Source organism: Hydrogenophaga sp. PBL-H3 (assembly GCF_010104355.1).
GTDB lineage: Bacteria > Pseudomonadota > Gammaproteobacteria > Burkholderiales > Burkholderiaceae_C > Hydrogenophaga.
Genome location: NZ_CP044972.1, coordinates 1,469,803 through 1,487,767, shown reverse-complemented (window position 1 = coordinate 1,487,767; position 17,965 = coordinate 1,469,803). Strand labels below are relative to the sequence as shown.

At 66.4% G+C, this 17,965-nt stretch carries 17 protein-coding genes; 10 read left to right on the top strand and 7 right to left on the bottom strand.

Annotated features, from left to right (window positions below; genetic code table 11):
• Positions 1–3: 3 nt before the first annotated feature.
• From F9Z44_RS07105 to F9Z44_RS07095, 3 genes are all read left to right on the top strand, one after another.
• Complete coding sequence (locus F9Z44_RS07105; protein WP_159604757.1) at positions 4–501, top strand: cupredoxin domain-containing protein; 498 nt, start codon at positions 4–6, stop codon at positions 499–501.
• A gap of 17 nt (positions 502–518) precedes the next feature.
• The gene (locus tag F9Z44_RS23235; RefSeq protein ID WP_159604755.1) at positions 519–1,250 is read left to right on the top strand and encodes a copper-binding protein; all 732 of its coding nucleotides are present in this window, start codon (positions 519–521) and stop codon (positions 1,248–1,250) included.
• A 70-nt stretch (positions 1,251–1,320) separates the two neighbouring features.
• Complete coding sequence (locus F9Z44_RS07095; protein WP_159604753.1) at positions 1,321–2,646, top strand: TAXI family TRAP transporter solute-binding subunit; 1,326 nt, start codon at positions 1,321–1,323, stop codon at positions 2,644–2,646.
• A gap of 368 nt (positions 2,647–3,014) precedes the next feature.
• Here the strand turns inward: F9Z44_RS07095 and F9Z44_RS07090 are convergent, their stop codons facing one another.
• From F9Z44_RS07090 to ettA, 3 genes are all read right to left on the bottom strand, one after another.
• Complete coding sequence (locus tag F9Z44_RS07090; RefSeq protein ID WP_159604751.1) at positions 3,015–5,102, bottom strand: DUF1631 family protein; 2,088 nt, start codon at positions 5,100–5,102, stop codon at positions 3,015–3,017.
• A gap of 106 nt (positions 5,103–5,208) precedes the next feature.
• Positions 5,209–5,748, bottom strand: a complete 540-nt coding sequence (locus F9Z44_RS07085) for a DUF1415 domain-containing protein (RefSeq protein WP_159604749.1) — start codon at positions 5,746–5,748, stop codon at positions 5,209–5,211.
• Positions 5,748–7,409: an energy-dependent translational throttle protein EttA gene (ettA, locus tag F9Z44_RS07080; protein ID WP_159604747.1), complete on the bottom strand. Its 1,662-nt coding sequence runs from the start codon at positions 7,407–7,409 to the stop codon at positions 5,748–5,750. The genes F9Z44_RS07085 and ettA overlap by 1 nt, the downstream gene beginning before the upstream one ends.
• A gap of 251 nt (positions 7,410–7,660) precedes the next feature.
• Between ettA and F9Z44_RS07075 the strand changes: the two genes are divergently transcribed.
• Together F9Z44_RS07075 and F9Z44_RS07070 are read left to right on the top strand one after the other, a co-directional pair.
• On the top strand, positions 7,661–9,481 hold the full coding sequence (locus tag F9Z44_RS07075; RefSeq protein WP_159608616.1) for a DEAD/DEAH box helicase: 1,821 nt from the start codon (positions 7,661–7,663) through the stop codon (positions 9,479–9,481).
• A 111-nt stretch (positions 9,482–9,592) separates the two neighbouring features.
• Complete coding sequence (locus F9Z44_RS07070) at positions 9,593–10,582, top strand: endonuclease/exonuclease/phosphatase family protein (RefSeq protein ID WP_236574333.1); 990 nt, start codon at positions 9,593–9,595, stop codon at positions 10,580–10,582.
• Positions 10,583–10,585: 3 nt separating this feature from the next.
• On the opposite strand, the gene F9Z44_RS07065 is transcribed toward F9Z44_RS07070, so the two are convergent.
• Complete coding sequence (locus F9Z44_RS07065; protein WP_442907263.1) at positions 10,586–11,002, bottom strand: hypothetical protein; 417 nt, start codon at positions 11,000–11,002, stop codon at positions 10,586–10,588.
• A gap of 123 nt (positions 11,003–11,125) precedes the next feature.
• Here F9Z44_RS07065 and F9Z44_RS07060 point away from each other — a divergent pair, with 123 nt between their 5' ends.
• The 3 genes from F9Z44_RS07060 (at position 11,126) to F9Z44_RS07050 (ending at position 13,552) form a co-directional block, all read left to right on the top strand.
• Entirely contained in the window at positions 11,126–11,389 is a 264-nt protein-coding gene (locus F9Z44_RS07060) for a hypothetical protein (RefSeq protein WP_159604741.1), read from the top strand.
• A 91-nt stretch (positions 11,390–11,480) separates the two neighbouring features.
• The gene (locus F9Z44_RS07055) at positions 11,481–12,143 is read left to right on the top strand and encodes a response regulator (RefSeq protein WP_159604739.1); all 663 of its coding nucleotides are present in this window, start codon (positions 11,481–11,483) and stop codon (positions 12,141–12,143) included.
• Positions 12,140–13,552 carry a sensor histidine kinase gene (locus F9Z44_RS07050; protein ID WP_159604737.1) on the top strand — a complete coding sequence of 471 codons (1,413 nt, stop codon included), beginning with the start codon at positions 12,140–12,142 and terminating at the stop codon, positions 13,550–13,552. The genes F9Z44_RS07055 and F9Z44_RS07050 overlap by 4 nt, the downstream gene beginning before the upstream one ends.
• Here F9Z44_RS07050 and F9Z44_RS07045 read toward each other — a convergent pair.
• Complete coding sequence (locus F9Z44_RS07045; RefSeq protein WP_159604735.1) at positions 13,549–14,118, bottom strand: DUF4148 domain-containing protein; 570 nt, start codon at positions 14,116–14,118, stop codon at positions 13,549–13,551. The genes F9Z44_RS07050 and F9Z44_RS07045 overlap by 4 nt on opposite strands.
• Positions 14,119–14,333: 215 nt before the next feature.
• On the opposite strand from F9Z44_RS07045, the gene F9Z44_RS07040 reads away from it, so the two are divergent.
• Both F9Z44_RS07040 and F9Z44_RS07035 read left to right on the top strand, forming a co-directional pair.
• Positions 14,334–15,266 carry a LysR family transcriptional regulator gene (locus F9Z44_RS07040; RefSeq protein WP_159604733.1) on the top strand — a complete coding sequence of 311 codons (933 nt, stop codon included), beginning with the start codon at positions 14,334–14,336 and terminating at the stop codon, positions 15,264–15,266.
• A 34-nt stretch (positions 15,267–15,300) separates the two neighbouring features.
• Positions 15,301–16,089 (top strand): SDR family NAD(P)-dependent oxidoreductase, encoded by a 789-nt coding sequence (locus tag F9Z44_RS07035; RefSeq protein WP_159604731.1) that lies wholly within the window; start codon positions 15,301–15,303, stop codon positions 16,087–16,089.
• A 13-nt stretch (positions 16,090–16,102) separates the two neighbouring features.
• On the opposite strand, the gene F9Z44_RS07030 is transcribed toward F9Z44_RS07035, so the two are convergent.
• Positions 16,103–17,350 carry an MFS transporter gene (locus F9Z44_RS07030; protein WP_159604729.1) on the bottom strand — a complete coding sequence of 416 codons (1,248 nt, stop codon included), beginning with the start codon at positions 17,348–17,350 and terminating at the stop codon, positions 16,103–16,105.
• Positions 17,351–17,493: 143 nt separating this feature from the next.
• Positions 17,494–17,952 (bottom strand): MarR family winged helix-turn-helix transcriptional regulator, encoded by a 459-nt coding sequence (locus F9Z44_RS07025; RefSeq protein ID WP_159604727.1) that lies wholly within the window; start codon positions 17,950–17,952, stop codon positions 17,494–17,496.
• Positions 17,953–17,965 lie beyond the last annotated feature (13 nt).

The following is a 17,965-nucleotide window of genomic DNA, read 5'->3' as shown; positions in this document are numbered from 1 at the left end:
CGCATGACCTTCCAGACCCGACGCAGCCTGCTGACCCTTCCCCTGGCGCTGGCCCTGCCGCGCGCCTTTGCCCACGGTGACCAGCACCCCAAGGCCACCGGCCCGGTGGTCAAGGAGCAGAAGCCCTGGGGCATCGCCGCCGAGCCGGCCAAGGCCCGGCGCACGGTGGACATCCGCATGAGCGACGACATGAAGATGACGCCCAACCACCTCAATGTGCGCGAGGGCGACACGCTGCGCATCCGCGCCGTCAATGTGGGCCAGGTGCTGCACGAGATCGTGATCGGCACCCAAGATGAGCTCAAGGCCCACGCCGAGATGATGCTGAAGTTTCCCAACATGCAACACGAGGAGCCCTATATGGCGCACGTGCCGGCCGGCAAGCAAGGCGAGATCGTCTGGACCTTCAATCGACCGGGCGACTTCGAGTTCGCCTGCCTGATCGCCGGCCATTTTTCCGCTGGCATGCGCGGCACCATCCGCGTTGCGCCCAAAGCTTGATTCACCAGGAGACCACCATGCAACGACGTTCCCTCATCAGCGCTGCCGCAGCCATCACCGCCGCCGCAGTGCTGCCCGCCTGGGCACAAACGCCACCCGCCCTGCCGGTGCTGCAGGTCTGGAAAGACCCCAGCTGCGGCTGCTGCCACGACTGGGTGAGCCACTTGCAGGCCGATGGCTTCCAGGTGCAGGTTTTCGACACCGGCAACGCCGCCGTGCGCAAGCGCCTGGGCCTGCCCGAGAAGTTCGCCTCTTGCCACACCGGTCTGATCGGTGGCTACGCAATCGAAGGCCATGTGAACGCGCGCGAGATCCGCCGCCTGCTGACCGAGAAACCCAAGGCCATCGGCCTGGCCGTGCCCGGCATGCCGGTGGGCAGCCCGGGCATGGATGGCGCCGTCTATGGCGAGCGCCGCGACGCCTACGACGTGGTGCTGGTGCAGCCCGACGGCACAGGCCGCGTGTACCAGCATTACGCGGGCAACACGGCAGGCTTCAAGCGCACAGCCACAGGCACCGAGGCGCTGCCCACGACCGAAGGCGAGGTGCGCAAGGTGGACAGCGCCGCCGGCAAGATCACGCTCAAGCACGGCGAGATCAAGAACCTGGACATGCCACCCATGACCATGGTTTTTCAGGCGAACGACCCGGCCCTGCTGGGCAAGGTCAAGGCGGGCGACAAGGTGCGTTTCACTGCCATGCAGGTCAACGGCGCCTACACCGTGATGAGCATCGAACCCTTGCCTTGAGCGAGATGGTCAGGCCCGCGGCAACAGGTTTTCAACAAAGCTTTGCAAGGTGCCGTGCTAAGGTCACGGCATGCCCAAAACCCTTCGCTACACCCTCATCTCGCTGCGCGAGATGGTGGTGTCATTCGGCCCGTTTGCCCTGCTCACCATCGCGCTGCTGGGCGCGGCCTACTGGTGGCTCAACCCCACGCCGCCCAAGCGGGTGGTGCTGGCCACCGGCCCGGATCAAAGCGCCTACGCCGAATTCGGCAAACGCTACGCTGAAGCGCTGGCACGTTACGGCATCACGGTCGAGTTGCTGTCATCCGAAGGCTCGTCGGCCAACCTTGAACTGCTGCGCCAGGGCAAAGCCGATCTTGGCTTCGTTCAGGGCGGCACGGCCGACATCGGCTACGACGAGGAAGACAACATCAGCTCGCTGGGCAGCCTGTTCGTGGAGCCGCTGTGGCTTTTCTACCGCGAAGACTCGGCCAGGCGCCTGCGCAACTCATCCACCGTGAACAACCTCGCCGAGCTCAGCGGCTGGCGGGTGAACGTGGGCACCGCAGGCAGCGGCGTGCCACGGTTGTTCTCCACCCTGCTCGATGTGAACCGCGTGGACCCGAAACAGCTGCGCCTGAGCCAACTGGAGCAGACCCCGGCCACCGTGGCTTTCCTGGGGGGAAAAATCGATGCTGTGGTGTTCGCTTCGGCGCCGGAGTCGGTGATGGTGCAGATGCTGCTGCAGACGCCGGGCGTGAAGCTGCTGGACTTCGCACAAAGCGAAGCCTACTCAAGACGCTTTGGCTACCTCACGCCGGTGGTGATGCCCCAAGGCGTGGTGGACCTGGCGCGCAACATACCGAGCCGGGACGTGCGGCTGGTCGCATCGACCACCAGCCTGCTCAGTGGTGCCGGCACACACCCGGCCATCCTGCAGCTGTTTGCCCAGACGGCCACCGGGATGCACGGTGGTTCCGGCTGGTTCAGCAAGGCGCGCGAATACCCCAGCCTGGAACACAGCGAGGTACCGATCTCGCCAGAGGCCTCGCGCGCCATCAAGAACGGCGCGCCCTTCCTGCAGCGCTACCTGCCGTTCTGGCTCGCCAACCTGATCGAACGCATGTGGCTGGCCATGGGCCTGATCCTGGCGCTGGCGCTGCCGCTCTCGCGCATCGTGCCCCCGCTCTACACCTTCCGCATTCGCAAGCGGGTGTTCCGCTGGTACGCCGAACTGCGCGACGTGGAACAACGCTTCGAGGCCGCACCCGACAAGGCACCCGAACTGGTCGAGCAACTCGACGCGATGGAGTCGAAGGTGGAGAAAGTGGTGGTGCCGCTGTCGTACACCGATGAGCTTTACGCGCTGCGCAACAACATCCACCTCGTGCGCAAGAAGCTGCTGAGAAAAACCTAGAGGCAAAGCGGCGGAGCGTGGGGGCGCGGTGGGGGCAACAGATCCGGCGCCGGGCCGCCCCAAGCCGGATCAGCCCACTCGGGGGGCAGCGGACCTCGCGAAGCGGCGGAGCGTGGGGGCAATGTTTTGCCGCCGGGCCGCCCCAAGGCAAAACAGCCCCCTCGGGGGGCAGCGACCCGCGCAGCGGCGGAGCGTGGGAGCAACGTTTTTGCCGCCGGGCCGCCCCAAGGCAAAACAGCCCCTCGGGGGGCAGCGACCCGCGAAGCGGCGGAGCGTGGGGGCAACGTTTTGCCGCCGGGCCGCCCCAAGGCAAAACAGCCCCCTCGGGGGGCAGCGGACCTCGCGAAGCGGGGGAGCGTGGGGGCGCGTTAAATGCCGTCAGTCTTCGCGCTGTTCAGCCAGGCCTGACGAGCGACTTCATCGAGCGCCTGGTTGACCACGCCGTGGTCCGCCACCACCCGCAGCTTGTCCTGCTCGATGAGCCGGTCCAGGCCGCGGCGGGTCATGGACAGCGAGCGGCCGTTGGCGCCGGAGAACAGAAACAGCGTGCCGTGCGGGCTGGCCCAGGTGATCTGGCAGCGCACGGCCTGACCGTCCTGCCACAGGTCCACCCAGGTGCCCGCGCTGAGCTGTGAAGGCGGTTGGGCCACCATCTCCGCCTTGAGCTCCACCCACTCCCTTTGCATGGGCTGGGTGTCCACAAAGGACGGCTGGGTGTCGGACAAGGAGTCGTCCATGAAGCAGGTGTCGCGCGCCTCGGCGGGCTGCATCCAGGGCTCGGTGTCGTCCTCAAACTGCTGGCTGGGCTGAACATCCTGCAGCGGCTCGGCGCGCTGGGTTTTGTATGCGGCCTCGTGCAAACCCATCAAGGTCTGAAAGAAGGCTTCGGTTTGTTCGCGTGGATAGTCGATCGAGTCCAGCCCTTCGCGCAAGGTTCGCAGCAGACTCGGAATCACCTTCACCAGGCGTGGGCGGTTCAGGCTCGCCACCGCCAGCTGTGTGGACCACAGCAGGTCGGGCAGGATGTCTGAGTACCGCATCGACGGCACCTCCGACGTGCCCAGCCCGGTGGCGTTGGAAACCTCCAGCCGGGCCTGCGCCACCACCTGGGCCCAGGGGCCGGTGAGGAATCGCCGGACCACCCCGGGGGACCGGTCAAAGTCGTTGCGGGATCGAAACTCCGCAGCCACGCGCTCGGCCAGCAGGTTGCGCTGCTCGACCCGCACCAGGGTCTTCACGGCCAGGCCGCGCGCCTGCACCTGTTCGGGCGCCATGGCCTCGGTCTGCGAGCGGTTGAAGTGCTGCAGCAGTCCGGGAAAACGATCGGCCAGATCTGACCCGGGCTTCTGCAGCGTGTCGATGATGCCGCGCACCTGGCGCGAGAACGCGGCGTAGCCACGGTCTTGCTCGTTGGTGTAGGCCAGGCTGTGTTCTGTGATGGCGTCGAGCAAGCGGCGCGCGGGGTTCTGCCGGTCGGCGAAGAAACGCGGGTCGGTCCGCGCCACCTGAAGCAGCGCAGGCTTCATGCCTTGCAGCATCTCGCGCACTGGCGGCAGCAGGCGCTCGTCGGCTGAGATTTGCTTGAGCATGAGCGACACCACTTCGCTGGCAAGCGTTCGCACCATGGCGTTGCCAGCGCCCGTGGTGCCGGCTTCGCGCCGGGGCTCATCGTCCGGCTGCCCCAGGTTGCCCACCAGCAGCTGGTGCAGGTGGTCCAGCGTGAGCAGGGCGTCGTTGCCCGGGGCTGCTTCGTCCTGCGTCGGGCTGCTGCGCTCGCCCAGTGGGGCAAAGCCGGAATTCGGACGGCCCTCGGGCATCTGCACCACCGCATAACCCGCTGGCTCCACCCCCATGCGATCGAGCTGGTTGCTCAGTCGCGTGTAGAGGCCCTGCAGTTCATTGCCCAGGGAGATGGCGCCCGTCTGCAGCCAGCGCGAGCGGATGGCCGGCCCCACGTTCAAGCCCTTGAGCGTTTTCATCAGGGCGCTGACGATCACGTCGGCGCGCAGAGGGTTGGCCTCCACGGTGACCACCTGCATGCCCAGGGTCGTGCACAGGCGCGCAGTGAGTTCCACAATTTCGTGATCGACCGTCATGTTGACGATCTGCTGCACCCGCGCAAGCTCGACGGTTTCCTGGACCTGGTCGTCCCCCATGAGTTCGAGTTCGTCAAAACTCACCGCCTTGCCCGACTGGGCCTGGAAGTCGTTGCCCGGCATCGCATTGCCCACCGCATCGGCCAGCGCCGCAAGGAAGTGGGTGGCAATCAGGTCGCGGCGGGATTCCAGGGCAGTGCGCGCCTCCACGAAGGCCTGCTTGTCATTGAGGTGACGCGCCGACAGTTCCTTGTCCTTGAGTCCGGCATTCAGCCGGTCCAGCCAGCGCGGGACCCACTCGCGCGTCTGGACGAGGGCCTCCTTGAGGCAGGCGTCAAAGGCCTGGAGATCGGCATCCATGCGGGCGGTTTCCTTCAGACAGGGGTCCAAGACGAGGCACTGGGACCATTGTGACCACCCACCCAGCCACGCACAACCAGAAAAAGAAACCGAATGTCCCGGCTGTTCAGTCTTTAGACATGAGGGCCCGCCAGCCGTCGGCACCCAGATCGCGCAAGGTCTGCAGGTTGCGCTCGACGATCGCGTCGGCGTCACCACCCTCGGTGTCCACAGCGCGCTCCACGCTTGCCTCGCGCAGCAGGTGCAGGGTGGGAAACGGCGCGCGGTTGGTGCAGTTGGTCACGTCGTCGGGCTCGGTGCCCTCGAACTGGAACAAGGGGTGAAACGGCGCGACCTGGATCACACCTTCAAGCTCGTGCTCGGCCACCACATCGTCGACCACATTGAGGAAATCGTTGAACACCTCGAAGTCGGGAAACAGCGTGGCGTGCACCAGCAGTGTGGTGTCGATCTCCTCGGCCGGCGTGTTCACCAGCAGGTCGAGCTCGCGGTCGAGATCGTCCAGAAATGCATCGAGGTGGCGCGCCTGGCTCACCACAATGCGCACCTGGTTCTTCACATACACCGCCCGTGCGAACGGGCACAGGTTCAGGCCGATGACGGCCTTTTCCAGCCAGTGGCGCGTGGCGGCTTCGACGTCCTGCATCACTTCAGCGCCTTGAACCTCATGCGCTTGGGCTTCGCACCCTCTTCACCCAAACGCTTCTTCTTGTCGGCCTCGTACTCCTGGTAGTTGCCGTTGAAGAACACCCACTGGCTGTCGCCTTCGGCGGCCAGGATGTGGGTGGCGATGCGGTCGAGGAACCAGCGATCGTGGCTGATCACCAGCGCGCAGCCGGCGAACTCGAGCAGCGCGTCTTCGAGGGCGCGCAGGGTTTCCACATCCAGGTCGTTCGAGGGTTCGTCGAGCAGCAGCACGTTGCCGCCTTCGGCCAGGGTCTTGGCCAGGTGCAGACGCCCGCGCTCACCGCCCGAGAGGCTGCCCACGCGTTTTTGCTGGTCACCACCAGAGAAGTTGAAGCGGCCGCAGTACGCGCGGCTGGGCATCTGGAATTTGCCCACGGTGATCATGTCCAGGCCGCCGGAGATGTCTTCCCACACGGTTTTCTCGCCGGCCAGGCCATCGCGGCTCTGGTCCACCACAGCCATGCGCACGGTCTGGCCAATCTTCACTTCACCGCTGTCGGGCTGTTCCTTGCCGGAGATCAGCTTGAACAGCGTGGACTTGCCCGCGCCGTTGGGGCCGATGATGCCGACGATGGCACCCGCCGGGATCTGGAAACTCAGGTTGTCGATCAGCAGGCGATCACCAAAGCTCTTGCTGACATTCTTGAACTCGAACACCTCGTTGCCCAGGCGCTCGGCCACGGGAATGAAGATCTCGTTGGTTTCGTTGCGCTTCTGGTAATCGACGTCACTCAGTTCTTCGAAGCGCGCCAGACGCGCCTTGCTCTTGGCCTGGCGGCCCTTGGGGTTCTGGCGCACCCACTCCAGTTCCTTCTTCATGGCCTTGGTGCGCGCGTCTTCGGTGCGCTGCTCCTGCTCCAGGCGGGCTTCCTTCTGCTCCAGCCAGGTCGAGTAATTGCCTTTGTAGGGAATGCCGTGACCACGGTCGAGTTCCAGAATCCACTCAGCCGCGTTGTCCAGGAAATAGCGATCGTGGGTGATGGCCACCACGGTGCCCGAGAAACGCTTGAGGAACTGCTCCAGCCAGTCCACCGACTCCGCGTCCAGGTGGTTGGTGGGTTCGTCGAGCAACAGCATGTCGGGCTTGGACAGCAGCATGCAGCACAGCGCCACGCGGCGCTTCTCACCGCCGGAGAGCACGCCGATCCGGGCGTCCCATGGGGGCAGGCGCAGCGCATCGGCCGCAATTTCAAGCTGGTGCTCACCGTCGGTGCCCGAGGTGGAAATGATGGCCTCCAGCTGCGCCTGCTCGGCAGCCAATGCATCAAAGTCGGCGTCTTCCTCGGCGTAGGCCGCGTACACCTCTTCCAGGCGCTTCTGGGCTGCGCGCACGCCGCTCATGCTGTTTTCAACCGCTTCGCGCACGCTCTGCTCGGGGTCGAGCTGTGGTTCTTGCGGCAGATAGCCAATACGGATGCCCGGCATGGGAATGGCTTCGCCTTCGATCTCCTTGTCGATGCCGGCCATGATTTTCAGCAGCGTGGACTTGCCCGAACCGTTGGTGCCGAGCACGCCGATCTTGGCGCCGGGGAAGAAAGAGAGCGAAATGTCCTTGAGGATCTGACGCTTCGGGGGCACGATCTTGCCGACCCGGTTCATGGAAAAGACGTATTGAGCCATTGCTGTGTGCCTGAGAAATCTGCGCCGAGGCTCGGCGCGAAACCGTCAATTATCCCAGCATGCGACAATACGGCTCGTTGGGCACTTCAGTTGGCTCAACACCAGCCCTTCGCTGGGGTGCTCGCCAACCACTGGCGGCACCAAACCCCTGAATCCATCTGCCCCAGACTGGCCGGGTGCCGCTTCCAACACCGAAGCAGCTCACGGAGTGGCCGATGCCCCCAGCGCCCTGGACGGGCGCCTCCAAAAAAATGACCTTTGACGATCTGAATCTGGCCCCGGCCATCGTGCAAGCCGTGCGTGAGCATGGCTACGAAACTCCCACCCCCATCCAGGCCGAGGCGATTCCCGCCGTGCTGGCCGGGCGCGACCTGCTCGGTGGCGCCCAGACGGGCACCGGCAAGACCGCTGCCTTCACCCTGCCCCTGCTGCAACGACTGGCCGACGGCGAGCGCGCCAAGAACCGCTTCGGCGGCGTGGCCATCCGTGCGCTGGTGCTCACGCCCACCCGCGAACTCGCCGCGCAAGTCGAAGAGTCGGTGCGCACCTACGGCAAACACCTGACCCTGACCTCCACCGTCGTCTTCGGCGGCGTGGGCATGAACCCGCAGATCAACGCCATGAAGCGCGGCGTGGACGTGCTGGTGGCCACCCCCGGCCGCCTGCTCGATCTGCAGCAACAAGGTTTCCTCGACCTCTCCGGCGTGCAGATGCTGGTGCTCGACGAAGCCGACCGCATGCTCGACATGGGCTTCATCCACGACGTGAAGAAGATCCTGGCGCTGGTGCCGAAAGAAAAGCAGAGCCTGCTGTTCTCCGCAACCTTCAGCGACGAAATCCGCGACCTCGCGAGCAACCTGCTCAAGGACCCGCTGCACATTCAGGTGACCCCGCGCAACACCACCGTGCAGCGCATCACCCAGGTGATCCACCCGGTGGGCCGTGGCAAGAAGAAAGCCCTGCTGGTGCACATCATCAACCAGCACAACTGGAGCCAGGTGCTGGTGTTCACCCGCACCAAGTTCGGCGCCAACAACGTGGCCGAGTTCCTCACGAAGAACGGCATCCAGGCGATGGCCCTGCACGGCAACAAGAGCCAGGGTGCCCGCACCCAGGCGCTGGCCGGCTTCAAGAGCGGCGACATCCGCGCCCTGGTGGCCACCGACATCGCGGCACGCGGCATCGACATCGACGAGCTGCCGCACGTGGTGAACTACGAGATTCCGAACGTCAGCGAAGACTATGTGCACCGCATCGGCCGCACCGGCCGCGCGGGCAACAGCGGTGAAGCCGTCAACCTCGTGAGCCTGGACGAAGAAGGTTTCATGATGGAAATCGAGCGCTTCACCAAGCAGCGCATTCCGGTGCAGATGTTCCCCGAGTTCATGCCCGAGCCGGGTGAGAAGGCCGAGCCCATCGCCATGGGCCGCCAGACCATCTGGGGCGGAGCCGGCAAGCCGCCAAGCCGCGACGTGATGGCCGCAGCCGCCAAGGCTGCGCGCACGGAAATGATGCAGCGCGTGCGCGAGAAGAAAGCCGGTGAGCCGCAGCAGGCCCGCGGCAACGGTGGCGGCGGTGGCCAGCGCCAGCGCCCGGCCGGTGACGGCGCCCAGATCGACGGACCGCGCGGCGAAGGCCGCCGTGGTGGTGGTCAGCGCGCCAATGGCAACGGCGGTGGTAATGGCCAGCCGCGCGGCAACAACGGCCCACGCAACGCCGGCGGCCAGGGCCAGCGCCCACCGCGCCAGCAGGCCGATCGGGGTGACCGCATGGACCGCGCACCGCGCGAAGACCGTGGCCCGCGTGAAGACCGCGAACCCGGTGCCGAGCGCCAGCCCGGCCCCAATGCCCACCTGGGCAGCCTGCGCATCAAGGAGCCGCGCCCACGCACGGCCAACCCGGGCGGTCAGCCCGATCCGCTGCGCACCAGCATTGACGCCATGCGCACGGGCAACCGTGGTGGCAAGGGCGGCGGCGGTGGCCGAGGCGGCCCGCGCAATGCGGGTGGTGGTGGTGGCGGTGGTGGCGGCAATGCCGACCCCTTGCGCACCAACTACGGCCGGATTCGCTGAACGCAGCAGCTGAACTACAGTGCGGTCATGCCAAACGACCGCACGCTCCCCTCTCCCGACGCCCCGTCTGCCTTCATCGGCAACGGGGCGTCGCCACGTTGGGCCACGCTCATGGTGGCCACCTGCAACGTGCTCAACCTGGCACAACCCGGGCGCCACTTCTACGAGGGGCAGGACCCCTACAGCCAGACCGAGTTCGATCGCAAGGTCGAGTGGCTGGGCAACCGCTTCAAGGCGCTCAATGCCGACGTGATTGCGGTGCAGGAGGTGTGGGACGAACTCGCCCTGCGCGCGGCCGTGGCACGCAGCGGACTGCAATACAGCTCGGTGGTGGTGCCCGGCGCCGAGAACGGCCCGGGACAGGTCGGCGCGCAAGGCACGCCGCGCGTGGGCATCGTCACCCGGCTGAAACTGGAGTCGGTCGAGTCCCTCGTCAACTTCCCCGCCGCCGCCGTGGTGCAGGTGCCCGGCATCGGCACCCACACCCGCTTCGAGCGCCCGCCGCTGGTGGCCACGCTGCGCCTCAAACACGGCCAGCCGGTGTGCGTGATCACGGCGCACCTCAAGAGCAAACGGCCCAAGTACCTGGAAGACGCCAGCGGCAAGACCATCGAAGACACCGACGACCCGGCTGTGCAGGCGCTGGGTTCGATGCGCTCGCTGATCATGCGCGCCAGCGAAGCGCTCGCGCTGCGCCTCAAGGTGGTGGAACTGCTGCACCGCACGCGCCTGCCGCTGGTGCTCATGGGCGACCTCAACGACAGCCCACACAGCGTGACCACCCAGCTCATTGCCGCCACCTCGCAGGTGGCCTACGACAAGGGCGCGCGCGACAACGCGTTGTTCAGCGCGTGGGATGTGCAGGGTGAGGCGGCGCTGCGCCGTGACGTGGCCTATTCACACATCCACCAGGGCTACCCGGAGGTGCTCGACCAGGTGCTGGTGAGCGAGGAGTTCGTGGCCAGCAGCCGCGGCGCCATCGGCGATGTGCGACGGGTGGAGGTGTTCAACGACCACCTGTTCGAAGGCCGCGACCGCAGCCGCAGTGACCATGGTTTCGTGCGCGCGCTGCTCAGACTGCGCCTGCCCGAAACGGCATGAGCGTCAGACCTTGACGAACGCGGTCACCAGCGGTTCGTCACCCACCTGCCGGCTCCAGTGGCCATGCACGCTTGCATCGAATGAGGCCCCCGCGGGCAAGGTGTCGGCCGAATAGAAGTGGTCGCCTGCGCCGAAGGTGCGCGAGCTGCCGTCCTGCAGACCAATCTGCATCTGCCCCCGGAGCACGAACAGCCACTGCGGTGCATCCGTGCAATGGAACTGGCTGCGAAAGCCCACCGGGCTCTGGCGCAGCTGCAGTCCGCTGGCGGGCAGGACCGGTGACAAGCGGGCTGCGGGCGAGCCCTCGCTGAGGTCGACCAGCTCCTCTCGAAACCGCGCGCGGCCATCGGTGTCGGTGAACAGCACCACCCGTTGAAATGTGCTCAAGAACTTCTCCTGGATTGGTGGTCGGATGGACATCAGGGAAACCACCCTCCACGATGCCGCCCGTCTTAAATCTTCCCTAAGTCTGGGTGCCCAGAATGCAGTGTGTCGGGTGCATTTCGCCACCGACTTCCACAGCATCAAGAGGATACCAACACCATGTCCAAGACCCTGATCGCCTTGTTCTCCGCAGCCCTGTTGTCCATGGGTGCAGCCCACGCACAGACCGCCGCCCCGGCCGCCAAGCCAGCAGCTGCGGCCACTGCCGCCACGCCCGCCACTCCGGCAACGCCTGCCGCTGCCGCCAAGCCAGCCACGCCAGCCACCCCCGCCACCGCAGCCGTGCCAGCGAAGAAGGAAGACGTCAAGAAGTGCGACCCCAAGACCGACAAGACCTGCAAGGAAGAAGCCAAGAAGTCCTGATCGGACTGGCGGTCGCCAGACCGTTGTGAAAAAAGCGGGGGCCACCCCGCTTTTTTTTTCGCGCACACTGGACCGATATGAAAGTGCAGCCATGAAGGTTCTCCTTGCCGAAGACGACAACATGCTGGGCAGTGGCCTGGAGCGTGGCCTGCGCATGGCCGGCTTCACCGTGGACTGGGTGCGCGATGGCCTGCAGGCGCAATCGGCGCTGCGCGCACAGGAATACGAAGTTCTGCTGCTCGACATCGGCCTGCCGGGACAGGACGGGCTGCAACTGCTGAACTGGCTGCGTGCCGACGGCATGCCGATCCCTGTGCTGGTGGTCTCTGCGCGCGACGCGGTGAGCGACCGTGTCGCTGGACTGAACCTGGGCGCCGACGACTACCTCACCAAACCCTTTGATCTCGACGAGCTGATCGCGCGCGTGCACGCGCTGGCACGCCGCCGCCACGGCCGCGCCCAGCCCGAGATGCAGCTCGGCCGGCTCGTGGTGCGGCCACTGCGCCGCGAGGCCTTGCTCGGTGAACAGCTGCTCGCACTCTCTCCACGCGAATACGACCTGCTGCTGGCTCTCATGGAACGCCCGGGTACGGTGCTGTCGCGCGAGCAACTGGAGAACCGCCTCTACAGCTGGCAGGACGAGGTGGCCAGCAACGCCGTGGAGGTGCACCTGCACCACCTGCGGCGCAAGCTGGGCAGTGCGTGGATCAAGAACGTCAGGGGCGTGGGCTACAAGCTGGTGGCCGCACCATGAATTCGATCCGCCAGCGACTGCTGTTCTGGCAGATCACCGCCCTGGTCGTCACCAGCACTCTGGGCAGCGTGCTGACCTACCAGCTGGCCTGGAACGCCTTCAACCGCATCCGCGACTACGGACTTGAGCAGATCGCCTACTCGGTGGTGCGCCACGGTGTGCGGCCGCAGTCGTGGCCGCCATTGCGACCCGAGACGCCGCCCCTGGCCAACGCACCTCCCGCAGCGGAAGCCGCCACCCCGGACATCGCAGCCGAAGAACTGGCCGAAGACCTGGGACAGTTTGTGAGCCAGATCTGGACGCCTGCGGGCGAGGTCCTCTACAGCTCGCTCGAGTCCATCGGGCCGCCGCTGCAGGTACCCGGCTTTCACGTGGTGCAGTGGGATGACGAGGCATGGCGCATTTACACCCTGGCCGACAAGCGCCAGATCGTGCAGGTGGCCATGACTTCCAGCGACCGCGCCAGCAGCTTTGCCGAACTGGTGCCCTGGCTGCTCGTGCCCATGGGCCTGCTCGTGTTGCTCCTGAGTCTGCTGATCCACACTGCTGTCACGAAAGCGCTGGCGCCACTCGAATCGCTGGGCCGCGACATCCGCCGACGCGACGTGAAAGACCTGCACCCGCTGGAGACCACCGCCATGCCCGAAGAGCTGGTGCCGCTGGGCGATGCGCTCAACCAGTTGCTGGGTCGGGTGGACGGGCTGCTGGCCAGCCAGCGCCGCGTGCTGGCCGACGCCGCGCATGAGCTCAACACCCCACTGGCGGTGGTGAAGCTCCAGGCCCAGCTGGCGCGTCGCTCGCAGGAGAGTCAACGCGAAGCGGCACTGGATGAACTGGACCGAGGCATCGAGCGCAGCACCCACCTGGTGGCGCAGTTGCTGCAGATGGCGCGGCTGGAGCCCGACGTGCGGGAGCGCCAACCGGTGCCCGTGCGGCTGGACCGTCTGGCCGCCGAGGTGGTGGCCGCCTTTTCGGCCCAGGCCGAGGCACGCGAGATCGACCTCGGCCTGGACACCAGCGATGCGGCCACGGTGCTGGCCGACCCGCTGGACATGCGGGTGCTGCTGGACAACCTGGTGGACAACGCCCTGCGCCACACGCCGCCGGGCAGTCGAGTCGACATCCGCGTCGAGCACGATGCCGGACGGGTGAACCTGAGCATCAACGACAACGGCCCTGGCATTGCCGAGGCCGATCGTCAGCGGGTTCTGGAGCGATTCGTGCGGTTGAATCCGCAAGACGCCACGGGCAGCGGCCTGGGCCTGGCCATCGTGGCGAACATCGTGCAACAAAACGGGGGGCTGCTGACGCTCGCCAGCAGCCCCCCGGGAGGCCTGAGTGTGCGCGTCAGTCTGAGCGCACACCCGGCCGGGCCTTCGACGCCGGATCGCTCCGGCGAGACGGCTTAGCCGCCGTTGTTGCGGCGTGATTCGACCTGCTGGGCACGAACGTCGTCACGGCTCTTGGCCTGCACGGTGGCTTGAACCGGGTAACGGTTGGGGTACAGGTCCTTGAAGCGGGCACCGGTTTCACCGTCGGCGACCAGCTCGCCATTGGCTTGGGCTTCGGCCAGCTCGGCACGCACCTGAGCACGGGTCTTGCCCTGGGCAACCACTTCAACGGCAGGAGCCGTCGTGCGGGTGGCGGCGTATTGCGCGGGGAACACTTCGTTGAAGCGGGCACCGGTTTCGCCGTCGGCGATCAGCTCGCCATTGGCCTGGGCCAGGGCCAGTTCGGCCTTCACGTCGGCACGGGTCTTGGCAACCACGGTGGCCTGGGGATACAGGTGCGGGCTCACCTGGTTGAAACGCAGGCCGGTTTCGCCGTCGGCGATCAAGGTGCCGTTGCGCTGGGCTTCGACGAGTTCGGCGCGAACCTGCTCGCGGGTCTTGGCAGCGGCAGGGTCGGCGGCCAGGGCGTGACCTGCAACGAGGGTGGAGAGAGCGATGGCAACAACAGAGAGACGGGTATTCATGACAATTTCCTTTGAGAGGGGTTGAACATGCCGGTCGGTCCGTTGTGCGGTCTGGCCGGCTTCGATGCCTCTGCGGAGGGTTTGCATGCATCGATGGGTTGAACTGTAAAGTTTCTGATCATGAAGAAAAACAGCAATCAAATGACTGCTGTGTTTCACATTCAGCAATAATCTGGTCTTCTGCATCCGGGGAAACCCTTTAAAGGAGCCGCTTCATGGACCGCTTGGCCTCGATGCGTGTATTTCAAAAAGTGATCGACGAGGGCGGTTTTGCCGCCGCCGGACGCGCGATGGACATGTCGCCGGCGGTGGTCACGCGGCTGGTCGCCGACCTTGAAGACCACCTGGGCACACGCCTGCTGCACCGCACCACCCGGCGCGTCTCACTCACCGACGCGGGTGAGATCTACCTGGACCGCGTGCGCGTGATCCTGCAAGACCTGGACGAAGCCCACGCGCTGGTGAGTTCGCAGACCAGTGAACTCGCGGGCGTGCTGCGCCTGCTGGCGCCGCCGGTGCTGGCCACGCACGTGCTTGCGCCACTGGTCAGCGGCTTTCGGCAGGCCTACCCGAAGATCCTGCTCGACATCGACGTGGAGTCGCACCGCGAGCCCCCGATCGAGGACTACGACATCACGCTCATGGGCGCCAGGGCCTCGTTCGACGCCAACGTGATTGCACGCAAGGTGCTTTCCAGCGTCACCGTGCTGCTGGCTTCACCCGAGTACCTGCGGCGCAAGGGCACGCCTGCGCGGCCCGAAGACCTGGCGCAACATGACTGCCTGCGCCTCAAGCCCGCCGCCGGACGCAGCCGCGCCTGGCGCCTGCTGCACGAGACCGACGAGACACGCTTCATCGACATCGAGGTGCAACCGGTGCTCTGGGCCAACCACACCGACACGCTGATGCACGCCGCACTGGACGGCGCCGGGATCACCGCCACCACCATCGAGCTGGCGGCACCGCTGATCCAGAACGGCGATCTGGTGCGCGTGCTCAACCCCTGGATCACCGACCGTCTCACGCTGTACGCAGCCCTGCCCAGCCGCAAGTTCATGCCGCGGCGCACCGAGGTGTTTCTCGACTACCTCATCGAGCAAACCCGGGCACGCGTGGGCCGCGCGCTGGCGACTTGCAGCAGCTGCTGACGCCCCACACAGGCTCCAGCTTTACCATGGCCGCATGAACACACCCACCACTCCATCGCCCGTCCACTTCGGCCACCAGGGCCGCGTCGTCATCGTCACCGGTGGCGCACAAGGTATCGGCGAAGCCTGCGTGCGACGCTTCGCGCGCGAAGGCGCCTTGCTGGTGATTGCCGACGTGGCCAACGCCCCCGGCAGCGCACTGGCGCGCGAACTCGGCGCGACCTACATGCATTGCGACGTGGGGGACAAGCTCGACGTGGACGCCGTCGTGGCCAAGACCGTGGCCGCGTTCGGACGCATCGACGTGCTGGTCAACAACGCCGGCATCTTCAAGGCGGCCGACTTCCTGGACGTGACCGAGGACGACTTCGACGAGGTGCTGCGCGTGAACCTCAAGGGTTCATTCCTCATGGGCCAGGCGGTGGCGCGTGTGATGGCGACACAGGGCGGCGGCGGCATCGTCAACATGAGTTCGGTCAACGGCGTGCTCGCCATCCCCAGCATCGCCAGCTACAACGTGAGCAAAGGGGGCATCAACCAGCTCACGCGCGTGATGGCGCTGGCCCTGGCCGATCACGGCATCCGCGTGAATGCAGTGGCGCCCGGCACCATCGCCACCGAACTCGCGGCGAAAGCGGTGCTCACCAGCGAGGACGCCAAACGCAAGATCCTGAGCCGCACGCCAATGAAACGCCTGGGCGAACCGGCCGAGATTGCCGACGTGGTGGCCTGGCTGGCCAGCGACGCAGCCAGCTACGTCACCGGCGAAATCGTCACGGTCGACGGGGGTCGCATGGCGCTGAACTACACCGTTCCGGTGTAGCCACCACGCCGCCTCAGGCCGGTCGCAGTTGGCGCACCACCACCGACTCGCGGATCGGCAGGTGGATCAGCGCCGCGCCCACCGCCAGCACGATGTCGATGGTCCAGACCCAGTCGTAGTTGCCCGTGGCCTCGAACACCTGACCGCCCAGCCAGGCACCGAGGAAACCACCGATCTGGTGCGACAGCATCACGAGGCCGAACAGCATGGCCATGTTGCCGGTGCCGAAGAACTTGGCGACCAGCCCCACCGTGGGCGGCACGGTGGACAGGAAGGTCAGGCCCATCACCGCGGCAAACGTGAGCATCACGGCTTCGGTCTTGGGTGCCAGCAAAAAGATGAGCACGGCCACCGCGCGCGTGGCGTACACCAGCGAGAGCAGTGACTTCATGCGCCAGCGCCCCACGGCCCAGCCCATGGCCAGGCTGCCGATGATGTTGAACAAGCCGATGATGCCCAGCGCCCAGGCGCCCACAGGCGCGGGCAGGCCACAGGCAGCCACCACGCCAGGCAGGTGCGTGGCCAGAAAAGCCACGTGGAAACCGCAGACGAAGAAACCGGCCGAGAGCATCAGGTAGCTCGGGTTGGCCAGCGCCTTGCGGATCGCCTCGCCCGTCGGCAGCGCCAGTGGCGCGGGCGCAGCCCCCGCAACGGGCGCCGGGCCTGGGCCACGCAGCACCCAGGCCGCCGGGAGCGCCAGCAGCACGATGAGCGCCAGCGCCTGCATCGCGCCGGCCCAGCCCAGGCCCAGCGTGAGCGCGGCGGCCAGCGGCGCCATCAGGAACTGACCGAAGGAGCCGCCCGCGTTCACTATGCCGGTGGCCATGCCGCGGCGCTCGGCCGGCATGAGCCGGGTGGTGGCGGCCATCAGCACCGACGGCCCGGCCATGCCGGCGCCACCGGCCGAAAGCACACCAATGGCCAGGATCAGGCCCCAGGTGCTCGTCATGAGCGGGGTGATGAAGGTGCCCAACGCCACCAGCAACACGCCGGCCAGCAGCACGCGCCCGGCACCTATGCGGTCGGCCACGGCACCGGCAAAGGGCTGCGTGAGTCCCCACCAGAGCTGGCCAAAGGCAAACGCCAGGCTGATGCTGCCCACGCCCAGGCCGGTGGCGGTGTTCAGCGGCGAGAGGAAAAAACCCATGGTCTGGCGCGTGCCCATGGTCAATGCAAAAGTGCCGGCAGCGGCCAGCAGCACGAGCCACCAGACAGAAGAGGAGGTAGATACCTTGGCTGGATTCATCGTTTCGTTCTCCATTCAATGCTCCAGCGCGAAGAAGCGGTGTCGCCATACCAGGGGCACCAAGGGTCCGGCTCCGCCGGCCCAAGGTGCCGTCCCCCCTCCCAGCGCCGAAGGCGCGCCAGAGAGGGGGGAAGCCGCGCAGCGGCGCAGGGGGGTGGTCATTCAGCATCCTCCTCATGGAACGCGGCCAGCCCTTGATCGAGCAGGCCATGCAGCGCGGCCACGGTGGCCGCGCCCAGTTTGTCATTGAGCGCGAGTTGCGCAGCCTTCCAGCGGCGCTGCGCCTGGCGGCGCTGCTCGCGCCCGGCCTCGGTGATGTGCACCAGGCGGCTGCGCGCATCGGCGCCTTCACCCATCTCCAGCCAGCCGGCGGCCACCAGTGGCTGCAGGTTGCGCGTGAGCGTGGAAGCCCCCATGTCCATGCGCCGGGCCAACTCGCCGGGCGCCACGGGGCCAAGCCTGTCCACGTGCGTGAGCAGCGAGTACTGCGTGATCTTCAGCCCCGAGCCAGCGAGGTGCTGGTCGTAGTGCTGGGTCACGCGGCGGGTGAGCTGGCGCAGCTTGAAGTTGGTGCAGCCCACCGGGGTGGACGTTGACGCATGGGTGTCAGTGCTCATGATTTAATTGTAT